The 16,109-nt window shown below is 36.8% G+C and carries 16 protein-coding genes and 4 tRNA genes; all 20 read right to left on the reverse strand.

The annotated features are described in order from the left end of the window. Nucleotides 1-73: 73 nt before the first annotated feature. A tRNA-Asp gene (locus tag QWT87_RS17790) sits at nucleotides 74-147 on the reverse strand. A gap of 33 nt (nucleotides 148-180) precedes the next feature. Continuing rightward, nucleotides 181-254: transfer RNA gene (locus QWT87_RS17795), tRNA-Asp, on the reverse strand. A gap of 32 nt (nucleotides 255-286) precedes the next feature. After that, nucleotides 287-360 (reverse strand) — tRNA-Asp (locus QWT87_RS17800). 36 nt (nucleotides 361-396) lie between these two features. After that, a tRNA-Asp gene (locus QWT87_RS17805) sits at nucleotides 397-470 on the reverse strand. 134 nt (nucleotides 471-604) lie between these two features. Next, nucleotides 605-922, reverse strand: a complete 318-nt coding sequence (gene trxA, locus QWT87_RS17810) for a thioredoxin (protein ID WP_076392215.1) — start codon at nucleotides 920-922, stop codon at nucleotides 605-607. An 85-nt stretch (nucleotides 923-1,007) separates the two neighbouring features. After that, entirely contained in the window at nucleotides 1,008-2,183 is a 1,176-nt protein-coding gene (locus QWT87_RS17815; RefSeq protein WP_302717713.1) for a cysteine desulfurase family protein, read from the reverse strand. A 117-nt stretch (nucleotides 2,184-2,300) separates the two neighbouring features. Further along, nucleotides 2,301-2,888, reverse strand: coding sequence for an HAD family hydrolase (locus QWT87_RS17820; protein WP_302717715.1), 588 nt, complete (start codon nucleotides 2,886-2,888; stop codon nucleotides 2,301-2,303). A gap of 71 nt (nucleotides 2,889-2,959) precedes the next feature. After that, entirely contained in the window at nucleotides 2,960-3,685 is a 726-nt protein-coding gene (locus QWT87_RS17825; RefSeq protein WP_302717717.1) for an SDR family NAD(P)-dependent oxidoreductase, read from the reverse strand. A 5-nt stretch (nucleotides 3,686-3,690) separates the two neighbouring features. Then, nucleotides 3,691-5,007 (reverse strand): FAD-binding oxidoreductase, encoded by a 1,317-nt coding sequence (locus QWT87_RS17830; RefSeq protein WP_116097769.1) that lies wholly within the window; start codon nucleotides 5,005-5,007, stop codon nucleotides 3,691-3,693. Next, nucleotides 5,004-5,891, reverse strand: coding sequence for a decaprenyl-phosphate phosphoribosyltransferase (locus QWT87_RS17835; protein ID WP_076392205.1), 888 nt, complete (start codon nucleotides 5,889-5,891; stop codon nucleotides 5,004-5,006). The genes QWT87_RS17830 and QWT87_RS17835 overlap by 4 nt, the downstream gene beginning before the upstream one ends. 107 nt (nucleotides 5,892-5,998) lie before the next feature. Next, complete coding sequence (locus tag QWT87_RS17840) at nucleotides 5,999-6,688, reverse strand: OmpA family protein (protein WP_302717721.1); 690 nt, start codon at nucleotides 6,686-6,688, stop codon at nucleotides 5,999-6,001. A gap of 22 nt (nucleotides 6,689-6,710) precedes the next feature. Next, nucleotides 6,711-7,205, reverse strand: a complete 495-nt coding sequence (locus tag QWT87_RS17845; RefSeq protein WP_087712458.1) for a lipocalin family protein — start codon at nucleotides 7,203-7,205, stop codon at nucleotides 6,711-6,713. Nucleotides 7,206-7,330: 125 nt separating this feature from the next. Beyond that, nucleotides 7,331-8,998, reverse strand: a complete 1,668-nt coding sequence (locus QWT87_RS17850; protein WP_302717724.1) for a S8 family serine peptidase — start codon at nucleotides 8,996-8,998, stop codon at nucleotides 7,331-7,333. A 4-nt stretch (nucleotides 8,999-9,002) separates the two neighbouring features. Then, nucleotides 9,003-9,623: a WbqC family protein gene (locus tag QWT87_RS17855; RefSeq protein WP_407933595.1), complete on the reverse strand. Its 621-nt coding sequence runs from the start codon at nucleotides 9,621-9,623 to the stop codon at nucleotides 9,003-9,005. Nucleotides 9,624-9,733: 110 nt separating this feature from the next. Next, a complete protein-coding gene (lepB, locus tag QWT87_RS17860) occupies nucleotides 9,734-11,395 on the reverse strand; it encodes a signal peptidase I (protein WP_302717728.1) in 1,662 nt (553 codons plus the stop codon). A 123-nt stretch (nucleotides 11,396-11,518) separates the two neighbouring features. After that, on the reverse strand, nucleotides 11,519-12,220 hold the full coding sequence (dapB, locus tag QWT87_RS17865) for a 4-hydroxy-tetrahydrodipicolinate reductase (protein ID WP_302717730.1): 702 nt from the start codon (nucleotides 12,218-12,220) through the stop codon (nucleotides 11,519-11,521). Nucleotides 12,221-12,385: 165 nt separating this feature from the next. After that, on the reverse strand, nucleotides 12,386-13,027 hold the full coding sequence (locus tag QWT87_RS17870; protein ID WP_076392191.1) for a DUF5683 domain-containing protein: 642 nt from the start codon (nucleotides 13,025-13,027) through the stop codon (nucleotides 12,386-12,388). Beyond that, the gene (locus tag QWT87_RS17875) at nucleotides 13,028-13,918 is read right to left on the reverse strand and encodes a ParB/RepB/Spo0J family partition protein (protein ID WP_087712454.1); all 891 of its coding nucleotides are present in this window, start codon (nucleotides 13,916-13,918) and stop codon (nucleotides 13,028-13,030) included. Between the two features lie 35 nt (nucleotides 13,919-13,953). Beyond that, nucleotides 13,954-14,727, reverse strand: coding sequence for a ParA family protein (locus QWT87_RS17880; protein WP_116097757.1), 774 nt, complete (start codon nucleotides 14,725-14,727; stop codon nucleotides 13,954-13,956). A gap of 165 nt (nucleotides 14,728-14,892) precedes the next feature. Beyond that, entirely contained in the window at nucleotides 14,893-15,732 is an 840-nt protein-coding gene (locus tag QWT87_RS17885) for an energy transducer TonB (RefSeq protein ID WP_302717733.1), read from the reverse strand. Nucleotides 15,733-16,109: the final 377 nt, after the last annotated feature.

A 16,109-nucleotide genomic window follows, 5' to 3' on the forward strand; every position in this document is an offset into this window, starting at 1 on the left:
CACATTACAGTTTATGAAATTACTCTGAAAATATAAAAATAAAAAAGTCTCCTAAAATTTAGAAGACTTTTTGCGATCCGGACGGGACTCGAACCCGCGACCTCCGCCGTGACAGGGCGGCATTCTAACCAGCTGAACTACCGGATCAATTTTTTTTAAAAGAAATTGAGAAAACTTCTGCGATCCGGACGGGACTCGAACCCGCGACCTCCGCCGTGACAGGGCGGCATTCTAACCAGCTGAACTACCGGATCAATTTTTTTAAAAGAAATTGAGAAAACTTCTGCGATCCGGACGGGACTCGAACCCGCGACCTCCGCCGTGACAGGGCGGCATTCTAACCAGCTGAACTACCGGATCAAATTTTGTTTTAAAAGTAAATTGAAAAAACTTTTGCGATCCGGACGGGACTCGAACCCGCGACCTCCGCCGTGACAGGGCGGCATTCTAACCAGCTGAACTACCGGATCATGTTTTTGTTTCTTAAAGAACTTCGTTTCTTTTTTGTGATGGCAAAAGTACAACTTTTTTCGTTACCTGCAAATTTATTTCAAAAAAAATGCCTCCCGAAAACGGAAGGCGTTCATTATCAAATTTATTTTTTTTACAAGTGAGCGCTTAATTTCTCTGCGATCACTTCTTTTGGAGCTACTCCTACTAATTTGTCAACCACTTCTCCGTTCTTAAAAATAAGAACTGTAGGAATATTTCTGATCCCGTACTGCATAGAAATATCCTGATTGTTATCCACGTCTACTTTCCCTACTATTGCTTTTCCTTCGAAATCGCTTGCTACTTCTTCGATGATTGGTCCCAAGGTTCTGCAAGGTCCGCACCATACTGCCCAAAAGTCTACTAATACCGGCTTATCTGATTTTAAAACCGTTTCCTGAAATGAGCTATCTGTAATTTCTAAAGCCATTTTTGTTTCTTTTATTTAAATTAATATTATTCTTTTATAATTTCCTTAATTGGATAATCAAAATTACGCTTTTTGAGTAATAAGACTATCTATGCTCAACATTTGTATTTTCTATAACGAAATCTTTAGAAATTTCTTTCAGAGCTGTTGCCAGTGCATCAATATCTTCTTTAGTGGTTAAATGGCTGAAAGAAATACGAAGAGGCGTGCAATGATCCATTTCATCTTCAGATAAAACCATCATCATCACCATAGAAGGTTTTGAGGCTCCAGAAGAACACGCACTTCCCTGAGAGATCGCGATTCCTTTCATATCTAACTGAAGCCCGATGAGAGGGTTTTTATACGGTAATAAAGCGCTTAAAACGGTGTAAAGACTGTTTTCCTTCTCAGAACTTCTTCCGTTGAATTTAATGCCCGGAATTTCCGCTGTAAGCCTTTCTACGGCGTAGCCTTTAATTTCCTGCATATGACGGGTATACGCTTCAAGGTTTTTAAGAGAGATTTCCAGTGCTTTTCCTAATCCTACAATTCCTGCAACATTTTCTGTTCCCGCTCTTAAGCTTCTTTCCTGTGGTCCTCCTGTAATAATTCCTTTTAAACCGCTTGATTTTCTGATGAACGCAAACCCAACGCCTTTCGGTCCGTGAAATTTATGGGCACTGCAAGAAGCAAAATCTACATGAATATCGGAAAAATCCAGATTCATGTGAGCCATTGTCTGTACGGTATCTGAATGGAAAAGTGCATTATTTGCCTTGCAGAGTTCCGCTACTTTTTTAATATCGATAAGATTTCCGATTTCGTTGTTGGCATGCATTAAACTTACCAGTGTTTTCTTTTCGGAAGCCTTTAAAAGTTCTTCCAGTTTATGAAGATCAATATCACCCTTTTCATTCGGACGGATGTAGTTTACCTCTACTCCTTTTCTGCTCTTCATATCCAGAATACTCTCAGAAACACATTTGTGCTCAAGGGGTGAGCTGATGATTCTTTCTATTCCAAGATGCTCGACAGCAGATTTGATGATCATATTGTTCGATTCTGTACCGCAAGAGGTGAAAATAATTTCAGCGGGCGTTACATGAAGATAGTCTGCTACCTGCCTTCTTACGTTTTCGATAAGAATTTTCGCTTCCTGCCCAAAACTGTGTGTAGAGGATGGATTTCCGAAATTCATTTTCATGGTATCAACCATTGCATCGATAACTTCTTCCGAAAGTGGAGTTGTTGCAGCGTTATCAAGGTATACTTTATTCATTTTTACTTTGAAAATATTAGTTTCTGTGGAATATGTACAATCTGTAAAACCTACAAAATCAATAGAGTTTATCGTTTTAAAAGGCTCTGCTTCATCTGTATATTTTACCGCCCAAAATTAGTGAAAAAATTGGTAATGTCCTTCATTCGCCCACTTCAACATCGGCTTATCTCCGGAAGTATCTCCAAAAGCGATAATTTTATCGTATTTATGATTGCTGATTTCCTGCTGAATTCTTACCAGTTTTTCGTTTCCGTTGCAGTTTTTTCCCACAAAGTTTCCTGTAAAAACTCCGTTTCTGAACTCGGCTTTAGTGGAAATAAGCTGCATTTTAAAAGCTTCGGCAAATGGTTTTGTCCAGATGTCTAATGATGCGGTAACCAATAGACTATAAGTATTATTATGATCTATATTTTGAATAAAATCCAAGGCATTTTCCCTTACGATTTTAGGATAATAATGCTCAAAAAACTGTCTGGATTTTTTTTCTATTTTTTCCTGAGTCTGCCCTTTCAGAATGGAACCGATAAAGCTTTTTTTCACTTTCTCCGTATCGGCAAGTTTCAGTTTTAAAAGAACAAAAAGCGGAACATGCTTCAAAAACTGCAGACGAAATCTTGTAGGATCATAGAATTTCAGATACATAAACATGGTATCTTTGTAAGTAAGCGTTCCGTCGAAATCGAAGCAGTACAGTTTTTTCATCGCTTTAAGTCAATTTTAGAATATTTATCTTGTAACGTAAAGATCGAAAGTATATTTTAAATAAAATAATTTTAAAGCTTTAATTTTTTAAAAATAAATTCAGGAATATTTCGGATAATCATCATGATAATTCCCCAGACCGGCAAAACATAGGCTACGTTTTTCTGTTTTTTATAAGCTTTGAAAATAGATTCTGCTGCCTGTTTCGGGGTTGCGGTAAGTTTTGGATTCAAAGGCAGACCTTCAGTCATTTTTGTTGCCATAAAGCCGGGCTTCACCGTCATTACGTGAACTTTTTTATCGAAAAGATAATTCCTCAAACCACTTAAATAGGCTGTGAAAGCCGCTTTGGAACTTCCGTAAATAAAATTACTCTGTCTTCCGCGATCTCCGGCAACAGAAGAAAGTCCGATAATCGTTCCGGATCTTCTGCTTTCAAATTTCTGCGCAAAATAATTCATCACAGGAACCAGTTTAGCGTAATTGATATCAATAATCCGTTGTGTATTTTTATTGTCATACAATCCTTCTTCTGTTCCCTCTCCTAAATATCCTGTTGCACAGAACAGCAAATTTGAATTGATATAGTCAAACTGATTGTAATCTATCCCTTTCATGAGATCGAGCTCTATCACTTCGGACTGCTGAAGAAATTTCACATCAATATGCCTTGCAAATCTTTCGGTCGTTTCTTTACTGGAGGTAAAAAGATAGATTTTTTCAAATTTCTCTCCTTCCTGCAATGCTTTTTCTACAAAAGCCTGTGCTACTTCCGATGTACTTCCTAAAACGATCATGTCTGCTAAATATTATTTAAAATTCTTTTATGCTGCAGAGACACAAATTTTGAGCTCTGTACATTTTTCAGATAGTTGGTAAGCGAAGATCTGCTCATGCTGTCTTTGGTAAGATAAATTTTACCGTTGTACTGCTCTACAATATCATCCAGTTGATCAATCAGTTTTTTCAGTTTGGAATTCACTTTGAAGTCCAGCGCGAGAGAATATCCTTCAAACGGAAAGGAATTGTAAGCTTCCGGATTTTCTTTTCCGTACAGCTTTAAAACAGCTAAAAAAGAACCGTTTCCGCTGTTGGCAATGGTTTCCAGAATTTTTTTCATTCCTTCTTTTCCGGATTCTTTGGGAATCATCATCTGATACTGGATAAAGCCAGATTTTCCGTAAATCTTATTCCAGTCGTGAACAAAATCCAGAGGATAAAAGAAGGTTTCATAATCAATAAAATTTTTAACTTCCTTTTTAGACTGTTTTTTATAATAGAGATAATTGAAAATCTTTACTGTTAAACTATTTAGAACAAATCCCGGAAAATAAAACGGAACGGTAGGTTCAAATTTCTTCTTTAAACGTAAAGGTTTTTCTTTGAATTTCTGAGGAAGTTCATGCTGAAAAGCGTGTTCTCCTCTCATCAGAATACTTCTTCCTATATTTTTACCTTTCTGAAGACAGTCGATCCATGCAACGGTGTACGTCCAGCTTTCGCTTTCCTCAAACAGGTTAAAGATTTCATCCAGATTTTCTGCTTTAATACTTTCCTGACGGATGTATGCGGATTCAATATTTTTAAGCTTGAATTTCGCCGTTAAAATGATTCCGGTCAATCCCATTCCGCCAATAGTTGCCCAGAATTTATCTGAATTTTCTTCTCTTGAACAGTTGATGATATCACCGTTTTCGATCATCAGTTTAAATTCAATTACATATTCGGAAAAACATCCTTCAGCGTGATGATTTTTACCGTGAACATCAGAAGCAATGGCTCCTCCTACAGAAACAAACTTCGTTCCCGGCGTTACATATAAAAAATATCCCTGCGGAACGGCAATTTCCAGCACATCGGAAAGCAGAACCCCCGATTCGCATTCAATAATTCCATTCAGACGGTCGAAACTGATGAATTTATTTAATTTTTTGGTTGAAAATATATGCTCTCCCAATGAAGAATCTCCATAACATCTTCCGTTTCCTCTTGCAATCACTTCATTATGATTCAGAACAAATTCTTTTATTTTTCTGAAGCTGTCATCAGACCTCATTTCTTTTTCCACTATGGGAAAATTGCCCCAGTTGGTTACTTTTTGTACAAAATTCGGCTTCATTTTTTAAAATAGATTTGAATTAAAAATGCAGCAACCCACAACACTAAGGTGATCTGAATGTATCTGTCTCTGTAAACAATTTTCGTGGGAGATTCGGTTCTGTTGTATACCAAAGTCTGCTGTAAGTATCTTAAGAAAGCAAAAACAACAAAAATTACGGTATAAAATACTCTTGAATGAAATCTTGCCTGAACTTCCGGAGACAGGGTAAACATCAGATAACAGACAATAGCGAGGGTAACGGAAATGGATAGTGCAATATCTGCAAACTGTACATTGTAGCCGTCTAAAGCTCTTCGCGTTTTTCCGGAAACCTGTGCATTAATGAGCTCTCCACGTCTCTTTCCTATGGCTAAAACCAGTGCAAGCACAAAAGTAAGTAAAATAGCCCATTGAGAAATGCTTATTCCCGTAATGTAACCTCCTGATAAAACTCTTAATACAAATCCTACCGCAATGATGGAAATATCAATAATCGGAACGTGTTTCAGTTTAAAAGTATAAGCAAGATTCATCACGAAATAAAATCCTACAATGGTTGCAAATTTCCACAAACTTTCCTGAAAATACATCTGGGCAAAGAAAACCAGTGCGATATCCAGAATAATAAGTCCTGTAAAAATTCCTACTGCCTGAGATTTTGAAATGGCTCCGCTCGCCAAAGGTCTTCTTCTTTTTTCGGGATGTTTCTTATCTGCTTCAATATCGTTGTAATCGTTTAAAATATAAACGACACTTGCTGCCAAAGAAAAAATGATAAAAGCAAAGATGCTTTTTGCGAGTAAATCGAGGTTTTTTATATTACCCGAGAAAAAAAGAGGAACAAAAACAAACAGGTTCTTCACCCATTGCTCAACACGGAGCAGCTTTAAATATTTCTTCATTTATGTTGTTTCAAATGCAAAAATAGTAATTTCAAAAAATATCACCATAAAAATACAAAAATAACCGCTATTGCGGTTATTCACGAAAATATTTATATGTTAAATAATTATTGACCGTTCTGTGCGTCGTTAATCATTTTTTCATTGGCAGTAATGGCGAATTCTACTCTTCTATTTTTAGCTCTTCCTTCTTCTGTATCGTTGGTAGCAACCGGCATACTTTCTCCTTCTCCTAAAGCAAACAATCTACTTGACGCAATTCCTTTACCAGCCAAATAAGCTTTTACTGAATTGGCTCTTCTTTCGGAAAGACTCATATTGTAAGAATCTGAACCTTTGCTGTCGGTGTGTCCGTAAATATTAATGTTGGTATCCGGGTTGTTCGTTAAAACCTGAGCCAGTTTATCTAAGTTTGTTTTTGCAGTACTTGTTAAAGCTGAAGAATCGAAATCGAAATTCACGATGCTTTCATTCAACGTAATTTTGATACCGTCTCCTACTCTTTCTACCTGAGCTCCCGGTAAAGTTTCTTTAATTTCTCTAGCTTGCTTGTCCATTTTAGAACCGATAACGTTACCTGCAACACCACCGATAATACCACCTAAAACAGCTCCTAAAGCAGCATTTTTACCTTTTCCTACGTTATTTCCCAAAATACCACCAATCACAGCTCCTGAAGCAACACCTACTGCTGTTCCTCTTTGCTGGTGATTAGAATTCTGTACCGCCTCACAGCTTGTAAGCAATAAAGCTGATGATAAAAATAACGCTCCGATATATGTTTTTGTAAATTTCATCTTTTTATATTTTTATGTTAAATTATTTCATTCCTGTTCTCTCGAAGTTGTAGACAACTCTTACGTTTTCTCCGTCGAAAGGAATATTCTGTTCCAATGAGAATTGGTCTGTATTCTGATTAATCAGCGTTAAAGTATAACCTGCTGTATTTTGTTTTGCTTTTGTACCGTCGGCAATTTTCTTGAAATTAAAAGTATTTCCGCTTACCACATCAATCTTAATTGGCTGTGTAAATCCTGTTCCGCACGTTCCTCCTCCGTTTAAGGTATAAGCTCCTGTCCAGTTATTAGGAATTAGTCTCCAGTGACTTCCTACGAAACACTGCGCATCTACCCCATCATCGAATGGCTTTACTTTAAAATTTTTATCATAATTTACACTGACGATTTGCCAGTCTCCCTTCATTTTCAAAAATTCTGATCTTTGGGTTTGGGCTGTTTTAGCATTATTTACTGCGGAACAAGACACTGCAAAAAGCGCTGTTCCCAACATCCCTGCAAGTAGTAACTTTTTCATTTTGTTGTTTATTATTTTGTTACAATAAAGTTACAAAAAACCGTGCCAAAATTAAATATTACCAATAAAAAAAGTCCGAAAATTTCGGACTTTATATGTTTCTTTCTTAAATACAGGAAGATATACTATTTTTTAACAGTCTTTTTTACGGATTTTTCAGCCTTCTTTGAAGAGCCTGCTTTTCCGTTGTAAAAATTTGTATATGCATATTCCGCTGCTTTTTTAAGATCTATTACGCCTCCTGCTTCAGAGAAATCCCCAAATTGGTTTGCGGTACTTGCGTTGCTGGATTTTACTAAAGATTCTATGATCTGTGCCGGAGTTAAATTAGGCATATACGCTAATAAAACTGCTGCAGCTCCTGCTACAACCGGAGAAGCCATAGAAGTTCCCTGTAAATATTTATATTCATTGTGAGGAACGGTAGAATAAATTTCTTCACCCGGAGCAAAAACATTTACCATTTTCTTATTGAAGTTGGAGAAACTCGCTCTTAAAGCATCATTTTTATTGGTACTTGCTCCTACAACCAATACGTTGTTTACAAATGGTTTTTCATCTGTTACATTTTTAAAATTGGTAGGATAAGCTAAATGTTCTGCAACATCTTCGTTTTCGTTTCCTGCAGCTTTTACCAGAAGAACTCCTTTATCCTGAGCATATTTAAATGCATCCCAAACAACATTTTTACCCGGAGAAACAGGTTTTCCGAAACTCATGTTCAAAACTTTCGCACCATTATCAACAGCGTATCTGATGGCATTAGCAACGTCTTTATCTCTTTCGTCACCATTCGGAACGGTTCTTACAGACATGATTTTTGCTACTTTTGAAGCGACACCATACTGTATTTCTTTTCCGTTCGGAAGACCTGCGATGATTCCCGCTACGTGGGTTCCGTGTTCTGCATCCGGACCTTCGTAATGGTTGTTTCCGTAGTTTTTCTCAGAATAGTCGTCATAGTTATCTCCTACGATTTCTTTTCTCGGATCATAATCCAGATTGTATTGTTTTTCCTGAGGACCAAAATAGTCTAAAGCTTCTTTAATCTGACCGCTCATTGCTTTTTCGAATTCAGCAGCAGATTTTCCTTTAAATTCAGGACTCTGCGCAACCTGTGTTAAAACCTGTACAGCCATTGCTTCTCTCTGATCTGCCGGTTTTATAGCGGCAACATTTTCAGGAGTAACAGGCTTTCCGTTCAGTAGTTTTACCATTACGGGAATTGCCTCATTAATCATGGAATAGGTTTTGAAACCCTGTTTTGCCTCCACACTTTTCTTGGTGAAAAGATCTTTGGCTTTCATATACATAGCAAATTCTTCAGGCATTTTAGCTTGATTTGCTTTATTTTTTGTAGAATCGTCTCCTTCAAAAACAGGCTTATATTTAGCAACAACTCTGGTTACCTCCATGTTATCGATATCAATATCTCCGTTTTTTCCACCGATGAAATTCCATCCGTGGATATCATCGATGTAACCGTTTCCATCATCATCTTTTCCGTTGTTCGGCACTTCATTAGGATTTGTCCAGATGTTTTTTACCAATCCGGGATGATCTACCTGAACTCCGCTATCCAAAACTCCCACCAAAACTGTTTTAGGTTTAAGACCTTTAGATTCTAAAAACTTATAGGCATTTTCTGTATTTACCCCATAAACTTTCGTTGTAGCAAAATCTTTATGATACCATGTCATAAGATCTTTATCCTGCATCGGATCTTTTGCTTCCTGCGCTTGAGAAAAACCAATCCCCACTAAAAAAACAGCAGCTAATAATACCTTTTTCATTTTACTATGAATATTTAATATTTTTAATATAAGTCAAAGATTCCGGTCCTTTGTTACAAATTAAGTCCAAAACTGATAAATCTTTCAAAAAACCACGTTTATCAGAGAACGTCTGATAATACTCGTCCATTTCGTATTCTGAAGGTAGTTTTGCCGAAAATTGATCTCTGAAATTAATTTCTTCCGGAAATTTGATATATTCTTCATTCAAAGAGTGTGCCTTTTCCGTTTTAAGGATCTGTTGAACGATTTCAAGAGTTTTCAGGTTAAAATCCACCAGATATTTTTCTTTCAGATCATATATTTTTCTGAATTTATCTTCATAAAATTCAAAATACGGCGAGCTTTGATAAGCGGTTTTAATGGATTTCCAATGCAGATTCCTCCAGTCTTCACGGTGAGAAATTTCAATATCCTTAAATTCTCTGCATCCGTTATGAGCAATAGGAATGATTAATGATAATTTTCCGTTTGCCCCAAAAATATTAGCTCTGTTTCTGTACGTCTGTTTCGGAAAACTTTCAAACTGTTCAAATATAATTTCATTTTCAGGATCTAAAAACACTGAAAACCAAGAAATTGGCGGCAGATAAAACGCCGGTAATAATACATTCTTCATATTCATAATGCAAAAATGAAGTATTTTTTCAAATACTTCATTATTTATAATTTATTTTTTCAATTGAATAATTGATTTTGAAACTTTGTCAAAGATTTAAACTTTAACAAAGTGAATTACAAATCGTCTTCCGTCTTCTTCTTTCTGAATAATTTCACGAAATATTCCCAGCCGAAGAACAGAATAAGAATCATCGCTGCAATCCACCAGTAAGACGTTTTGTTGGCTTCTCCTGTATTGGTTGCTTTAAACATTCTTTCCCAACGAACTTTTTTAGGAGCCTGATAAGTAGAACTTGCATCCGCAAACACTCCCTGAACACTCATCCAGGTAAACATTGGCTTTCCAACGATATTTTCTTCAGGAACAAAACCAAAGAATCTTGCATCCAAAGAAGCGTCTCTGTTATCTCCGACCATCATATAATAATCCTGCTGAATGGTATACTGATTGGTTTCTTTTCCATTGATGAAAATTTTACCGTTTTTATTCTCCAGCTTATTATGTTCATATTGTGAAATAATCCATTGATATTCCGGTAATGTTTCCTGATTGATGGTAACGACATCTCCTTTTTTAGGAATCTTTAAAGGTCCATACCAATCCTGATTCCATGGTTTATTGATTGGGAAAATAGACTGGGTGGTATCAATACTTTTGGTGTATGCTGTTTTATCAGCATTTAATTTATAAGAAATCGTGGCAGAATCTTTAGGATAGATATTTTCTTCCATACTGATAACGTTGGGCAAAGCTTTAATCTCTTTAGCCGTTTTATCAGTAAGTCCCTGAAACATATAAACAAATCCTCCGCTTTTCTCGTTTTGAATTTCTCTAACAGGCAAAAATCCATAAGTATTATAAAGTCCCGGAATATCTAACTGTGTTCCTGTGCTTACTGTGTATGCATGCTGAACTTCCTGATCTCCTAAAAATGTTTCAGCTTTTCCGTTAACGAAAAGTCTTCCGGCTCTCATTTCGAAAGTGTCTCCTGCAACAGCAACACATCTCTTTACGTAAGGATCTTTTCTGTCGATCGCGGTATGCACAGAATCCTGCGGATAATTGAAAACAACGATGTCTTTTTTCTGAGGCTTATTGAACTGAAAAATTCTTTCATAAGGTAATTTTACAGCATCCACATAAGATTTAGGATCATCTTTCGGGTTTCCTTTTTCTCCTGTATCCATGATGGTTCCCTGAAGGAAAGGAATTGCAAGGGGACGCATCGGAAGTCTGTATCCGTAGCTCCATTTGTTAACGAAAAGGAAATCACCTACCAATAAAGTTCTTTCCATAGATCCTGTCGGAATTCCGAAAGGCTGCGTTACAAAAACGTGAATTATTGTTGCGAAAACTACGGCAAACGTCACAGATCCCACAAATGAATCTTTCTTTTTTGCGTTTTTTTCTTCGTCGGTAAGGAATATTGCATTTTCGTCTTCCAATTCAACATCTTTTCCATAATTTACCGTTGCCATGTAGATAAACGGAAGAAGTACGGTAAGAAGCTGATCCTTAAAGAGCGTTTTCCCGAATTTTTTCATTAAATACAAATGAAAAACAGACATCATAATAGGTCCCACGATTGGCAGATACGATAAAATTGCCCACCATTTCGGATGTTTTGTCTCTTTTAAAATAATGAAATAGCTGTAAAAAGGAATAAACGCGAAAAGCGGACTATATCCTAATTTTTTGAACAGTTTCCATGTGGAAATTCCCATCAATACAGATAAAATGAGAACATAAACTGCGTACGTTAAAAAATAATTCATAAATTTTTGTGCCTAATCTATAATATAATTAATGAATGATGTCTGATAAATGATCACAAGTTCACTATTAAAACTTCACCATTCACTCTTATTAGTTTGCAATGTAAGAATTTTGTTACAATATTAAAGTCCCAAAACGTCCTTCATCGTGAAATTTCCTATTTTATCTTTAATCCATTCTGCTGCAACTACTGCACCCAGTGCAAAACCGTTTCTGTTGAATGCGGTATGCTTGATTTCGATTTCGTCCACTTCGCTTCTGTAAAAAACACTGTGTGTTCCCGGAACCTCATCTTCACGGATGGCAAAAATCCCCAACTGATTTCCCTGCGTTTCTTCCAGTTTCCAGGAATCGAATTTCGGATTGTTTTTAAAAATTCCTTCGGCGATGGAAATTGCCGTTCCGCTTGGAGCATCTAATTTGTGAATGTGATGAATTTCTTCCAACTGACAAGAATATTCGTCCACATTTTTCATTAAATCTGCCAGTTTTTCGTTTAAGGCAAAGAATAAATTAACACCAAGACTGAAGTTTGAACCATATAAAAAAGCGGTTTCTTTTTCTACAGCCAATTTTTCAATTTCGGATTTTTTTTCAAGCCAGCCCGTTGTTCCGCAGATCACCGGGATTTTGTTTTCCAGACAGGCTTTGATGTTTTCGTAAGCAACTTCCGGTAACGAAAATTCAATTACAACATCGGGATTATTGAGATTTTCAGCAGTTGGAGTTTCTTTTAACCGGGCAACGATTTCGTGTCCTCTTTTCGTAGCAATTTCATCAATGATCTTGCCCATTTTACCGTATCCAACTAATGCTATTTTCATGTACTTCTTTATTTAATTTTATAATCTAACGCAAAGCCCGCAAAGATTTCTTTAAAATTCTTCTGCATATTTTTCATTCGCAAAGGCGTTTGACTTCGTCGAATCTTCGATTTCACTTAACCAAGTCAGCAATAAATTAGTTTAACAGAATTAATATTAATTATTTTAAAATCTGTAACTTAAACTTAAGCCGGTTTTAGGAGGTGCAATTCCGTACTGATCCTGAATCATTGCCGGATTCAGCGTAAGATCCGGATCGTGTCTTGCTTCGTATAAATGGGCATCTACTACCGCATCTACGATATTAAGAATGTAAATTAATCCTGTAATTGCAATGGCGTAATCTCTCTGTCTCTTGGATCTGTCCTGTGCATTTCCGAGAGCCACTTTATCGAGCCATGGATGGGTATCGACAAATTCATTCGGTGTTCCGTTGAGTTTGGCGATGTAATATTCTCGGTATTTCCTGTACTGGTTGTCATTCCATACTGCAATTCCTACTCCCGCTCCTACTGCTCCTAAAACAATAGGAACCTTCCAGTATTTTTTATTATACACCTGTCCCAATCCCGGAAGCACAGCAGAATACAATCCTGCTTTTGTAGGATTCAGTTTCAGTGTTTTTTTGGTAGGTCCGTTTGCTTTTTCCAGATCTGCAACAACCTTCGCTTCTGTTTTGGTGTTGTTTTTTTCTACAGCAACACTGTCTTTCGGACGGTAGTCTACCCGAATGGTGTCGTTAGGATTTACCTGTGAATACGCAACTGCAAACAGACACAGAAAAAATGTGAAAAGTATTTTCTTCATTTATTTAATATGGGATAAAATATATTCCAGCTCATCTTCATTTTTGAAGTCCAGAACAATTTTACCTTTTTTACCGTTTGGAGAGGCTTTGATTTCAACTTTTACATCTAAAATATCTGCAATTGTTTTCTGCGCTCTTTTATAATTATTGGAAAGCTCGGCTTTTGCTTTTTTTGCCGCCGGAGATTTCGGGTTTTTAATGGCTGTAGCTGCCTGTTCAGCCTGACGAACGTTCAGTTTTTCTTTAATGATGAGATCAAACAAAATCTGTTGATGTTCTTCGCTTTCAAGGCTGATGATGGCTCTTCCGTGTCCCGCAGAAATTTCTCCGCTTCGGATCGCATTCTGAATATCCGGATGTAACCTCAGTAATCTGATGGAATTAGTAATGGTACTTCTGTCTTTCCCAACTCTGTGGCTGAGATTTTCCTGAGTAAGACCGATTTCTTCCATCAATCTCTGATACGTTAATGCAATTTCTATCGCATCAAGATCTTCTCTCTGGATATTTTCAACAAGAGCCATTTCGAGAAGCTCCTGATCATTTACCAGACGGATGTATGCCGGAATAGACTCCAAACCTGCAATTTTACTTGCACGATAACGTCTTTCCCCGGAAATAATTTCAAACTTTTCGCCGTCTTTTCTTAAGGTAATCGGCTGAATAACGCCTAAATTTTTAATTGACTGTGCGAGTTCGTTCAATGCTTTTTCGTCAAAATAAGTTCTTGGCTGAGACGCATTGGGATAAATATCTTCTAATGCAATTTCTACGATATTCCCTACAAACTTATCCGCTCCCTCATCGGTGGCAGAATTGATCGTTGCTTTGGATTCGGCACTAAGAATTGCGCCCAAACCACGCCCCATCGCTCTTTTTTTATCCTTCATATTTTGTTTTTAGCGTTTAGCTTAGCTAGCTGCTTTTAATTCTTTACTAATTTCTCGTTTTTCAATAAAACTTCTTCTGCCAACTGAATGTACTGTATTGCTCCTTTGCTTTCCGCATCGTAATTCAGGATACTTTCTCCGAAGCTTGGCGCTTCGCTTAATCGTACGTTTCTGCTGATGATGGTTTCGAATACCATTTCAGGGAAATGAGAATTTACTTCTTCCACTACCTGATTGGATAGTCTCAAACGGCTGTCGTACATCGTAAGAAGCAAACCTTCGATATCAAGATCTTTATTATGAATTTTCTGAACGTTTTTAATGGTATTCAGCAATTTTCCAAGACCTTCCAATGCGAAATACTCACACTGAATCGGGATAATTACAGAATCTGCTGCTGTAAGCGCATTTACGGTAATAAGACCTAAACTCGGCGCACAATCGATAATAATATAATCATAATCGTCTCTTATGCTCTGTAAAGCTTTTTTAAGCATATACTCACGCTCTTCTTTGTCGACAAGTTCAATTTCCGCTGCCACCAAATCGATGTGAGAAGGCACAATATCCAGATTCGGAGTTGCCGTCTGCTTGATGCATTTTGCCGTATCTACACTGTGCTCCAAAAGATTGTATGTAGAATATCTTACGTCTTCTACGCCCAAACCTGAAGTTGCATTCGCCTGAGGATCTGCATCGATGATTAATATTTTTTTCTCTAATACCCCTAATGCTGCGGCTAAATTAACAGCTGTTGTTGTTTTCCCAACTCCTCCTTTCTGATTAGCGATACCTATGATTTTTGCCATTGTTAGAACTTTAAGTTTCAAAAATACACATTTTTCCCTGCTCTTAATAAAGGGATAAAACGAAATTTGAGTTAAAATATTGTTAATAAGCAATTTAGCAATAAAAAAAATTATCCACAAAAAAAATTCTTTGTGGATAACTGTTCAAGATTTGTTTTTTATGTCTTATTGATCAAATTTCATCGTGATCGGAAATTTGAAATAACTTCTTACGGATTCACCCTGTTTGTTTTTTGCAGGTGTCCATTTTCCTTTAATCGATCTGATTGTTCTTACCGCCTCGCTGTTGAAATCTGCATCTGAACCCGCAGCCTTTATTCCAGAAATGGTACCGTCTTTTTCTACAATGAAAGTAATGGTGGTTTTCATTACATCACCAGAATCAAATCCTGATCCGTCAAAATTACTCATTACTTTATTTCTGAATGAGTCGATTCCACCATCAAAATTTGCTTCTTTTCCTAAATCTCCACTATTGAAAATTTTATTGGGATCTTCTTTAGGTACTACTACAGGTGGAGCCGTAGTAATTACGGGACTAGTTCCGATAGTTGGAGTTGTTGGTACATAAGTATTCGGTGGAGCAGTTTCTCCATCAGGATTATTTCTTGTTCCTGCAACAGCTCCTTCAATTTTCTCTACAACTTTTTCATTGGTTACATGAGAAGTAGGTGTCGGAACCGTATCATCGAATGTTTTTACAGGAGCAGATGGTGCTTTTGGAGGCAGAACAGCTACTGGAGGTGGTGTATCATCATATTCATTAATAAGAATTGGTGGAGGTAATACATAACCTCCTTCGTCAGTCACTTCGGGATTCTTAAATGCATTGATCGCAAGCGGAGTTAAAGAAACGGCAGCCAATACACTGACTCCTATAAAAAATGCTTTTGTTAAGATTCTGTCTGATTCTCTTCTTAATACATAAGCTCCGTATTCTTTGTTACGATGTTCGAAAAGGACTTCGTTAAAACGAAATTCCTGATTTTGATTTGTGTGTTTCATCACTAAAATATTTAAACTGTTAAAAAAATTTGATTATTAGTTTTTATGATCTTACCAATAAGCATTGATTCAATATCAAATTTTCTGCCAAATATTTGTTAAAATGATAACGTTTTTAAAATTTTAATGCCAAGTAAGAAATTTAACTATGTTGTAAATAATAAATTCCTGAGTTTAAATATTTTACGGAGAAAGTTAAAATTGCAGACCTGTATTTTAGCCCAGATTGAGCGGCATGTCTGAGCTCTTTTTGAGGTTTCGGCGGCGGCAAAGCCGCCGCTGAAACCTCAAAAAAGCGAGTAGCGAAAGCTGGAAACAGCTTCGGAAAAAGGGAATTTGTTGATAGTTGATAGTTGATAGTTGAAATTTACGGAATA

Origin of the sequence: Chryseobacterium urinae, assembly GCF_030518295.1 — a bacterium.
Classification (GTDB): domain Bacteria; phylum Bacteroidota; class Bacteroidia; order Flavobacteriales; family Weeksellaceae; genus Chryseobacterium; species Chryseobacterium mucoviscidosis.

Excerpts from the sequence above, each read along its gene's own strand:
- trxA (WP_076392215.1), bottom strand. The coding sequence starts at position 922 with ATGGCTTTAGAAATTACAGATAGCTCATTTCAGGAAACGGTTTTAAAA.
- QWT87_RS17815 (WP_302717713.1), bottom strand. The coding sequence starts at position 2,183 with ATGAATAAAGTATACCTTGATAACGCTGCAACAACTCCACTTTCGGAA.
- QWT87_RS17820 (WP_302717715.1), bottom strand. The coding sequence starts at position 2,888 with ATGAAAAAACTGTACTGCTTCGATTTCGACGGAACGCTTACTTACAAA.
- QWT87_RS17825 (WP_302717717.1), bottom strand. The coding sequence starts at position 3,685 with ATGATCGTTTTAGGAAGTACATCGGAAGTAGCACAGGCTTTTGTAGAA.
- QWT87_RS17830 (WP_116097769.1), bottom strand. The coding sequence starts at position 5,007 with ATGAAGCCGAATTTTGTACAAAAAGTAACCAACTGGGGCAATTTTCCC.
- QWT87_RS17835 (WP_076392205.1), bottom strand. The coding sequence starts at position 5,891 with ATGAAGAAATATTTAAAGCTGCTCCGTGTTGAGCAATGGGTGAAGAAC.
- QWT87_RS17840 (WP_302717721.1), bottom strand. The coding sequence starts at position 6,688 with ATGAAATTTACAAAAACATATATCGGAGCGTTATTTTTATCATCAGCT.
- QWT87_RS17845 (WP_087712458.1), bottom strand. The coding sequence starts at position 7,205 with ATGAAAAAGTTACTACTTGCAGGGATGTTGGGAACAGCGCTTTTTGCA.
- QWT87_RS17850 (WP_302717724.1), bottom strand. The coding sequence starts at position 8,998 with ATGAAAAAGGTATTATTAGCTGCTGTTTTTTTAGTGGGGATTGGTTTT.
- QWT87_RS17855 (WP_407933595.1), bottom strand. The coding sequence starts at position 9,623 with ATGAATATGAAGAATGTATTATTACCGGCGTTTTATCTGCCGCCAATT.
- lepB (WP_302717728.1), bottom strand. The coding sequence starts at position 11,395 with ATGAATTATTTTTTAACGTACGCAGTTTATGTTCTCATTTTATCTGTA.
- dapB (WP_302717730.1), bottom strand. The coding sequence starts at position 12,220 with ATGAAAATAGCATTAGTTGGATACGGTAAAATGGGCAAGATCATTGAT.
- QWT87_RS17870 (WP_076392191.1), bottom strand. The coding sequence starts at position 13,027 with ATGAAGAAAATACTTTTCACATTTTTTCTGTGTCTGTTTGCAGTTGCG.
- QWT87_RS17875 (WP_087712454.1), bottom strand. The coding sequence starts at position 13,918 with ATGAAGGATAAAAAAAGAGCGATGGGGCGTGGTTTGGGCGCAATTCTT.
- QWT87_RS17880 (WP_116097757.1), bottom strand. The coding sequence starts at position 14,727 with ATGGCAAAAATCATAGGTATCGCTAATCAGAAAGGAGGAGTTGGGAAA.
- QWT87_RS17885 (WP_302717733.1), bottom strand. The coding sequence starts at position 15,732 with ATGAAACACACAAATCAAAATCAGGAATTTCGTTTTAACGAAGTCCTT.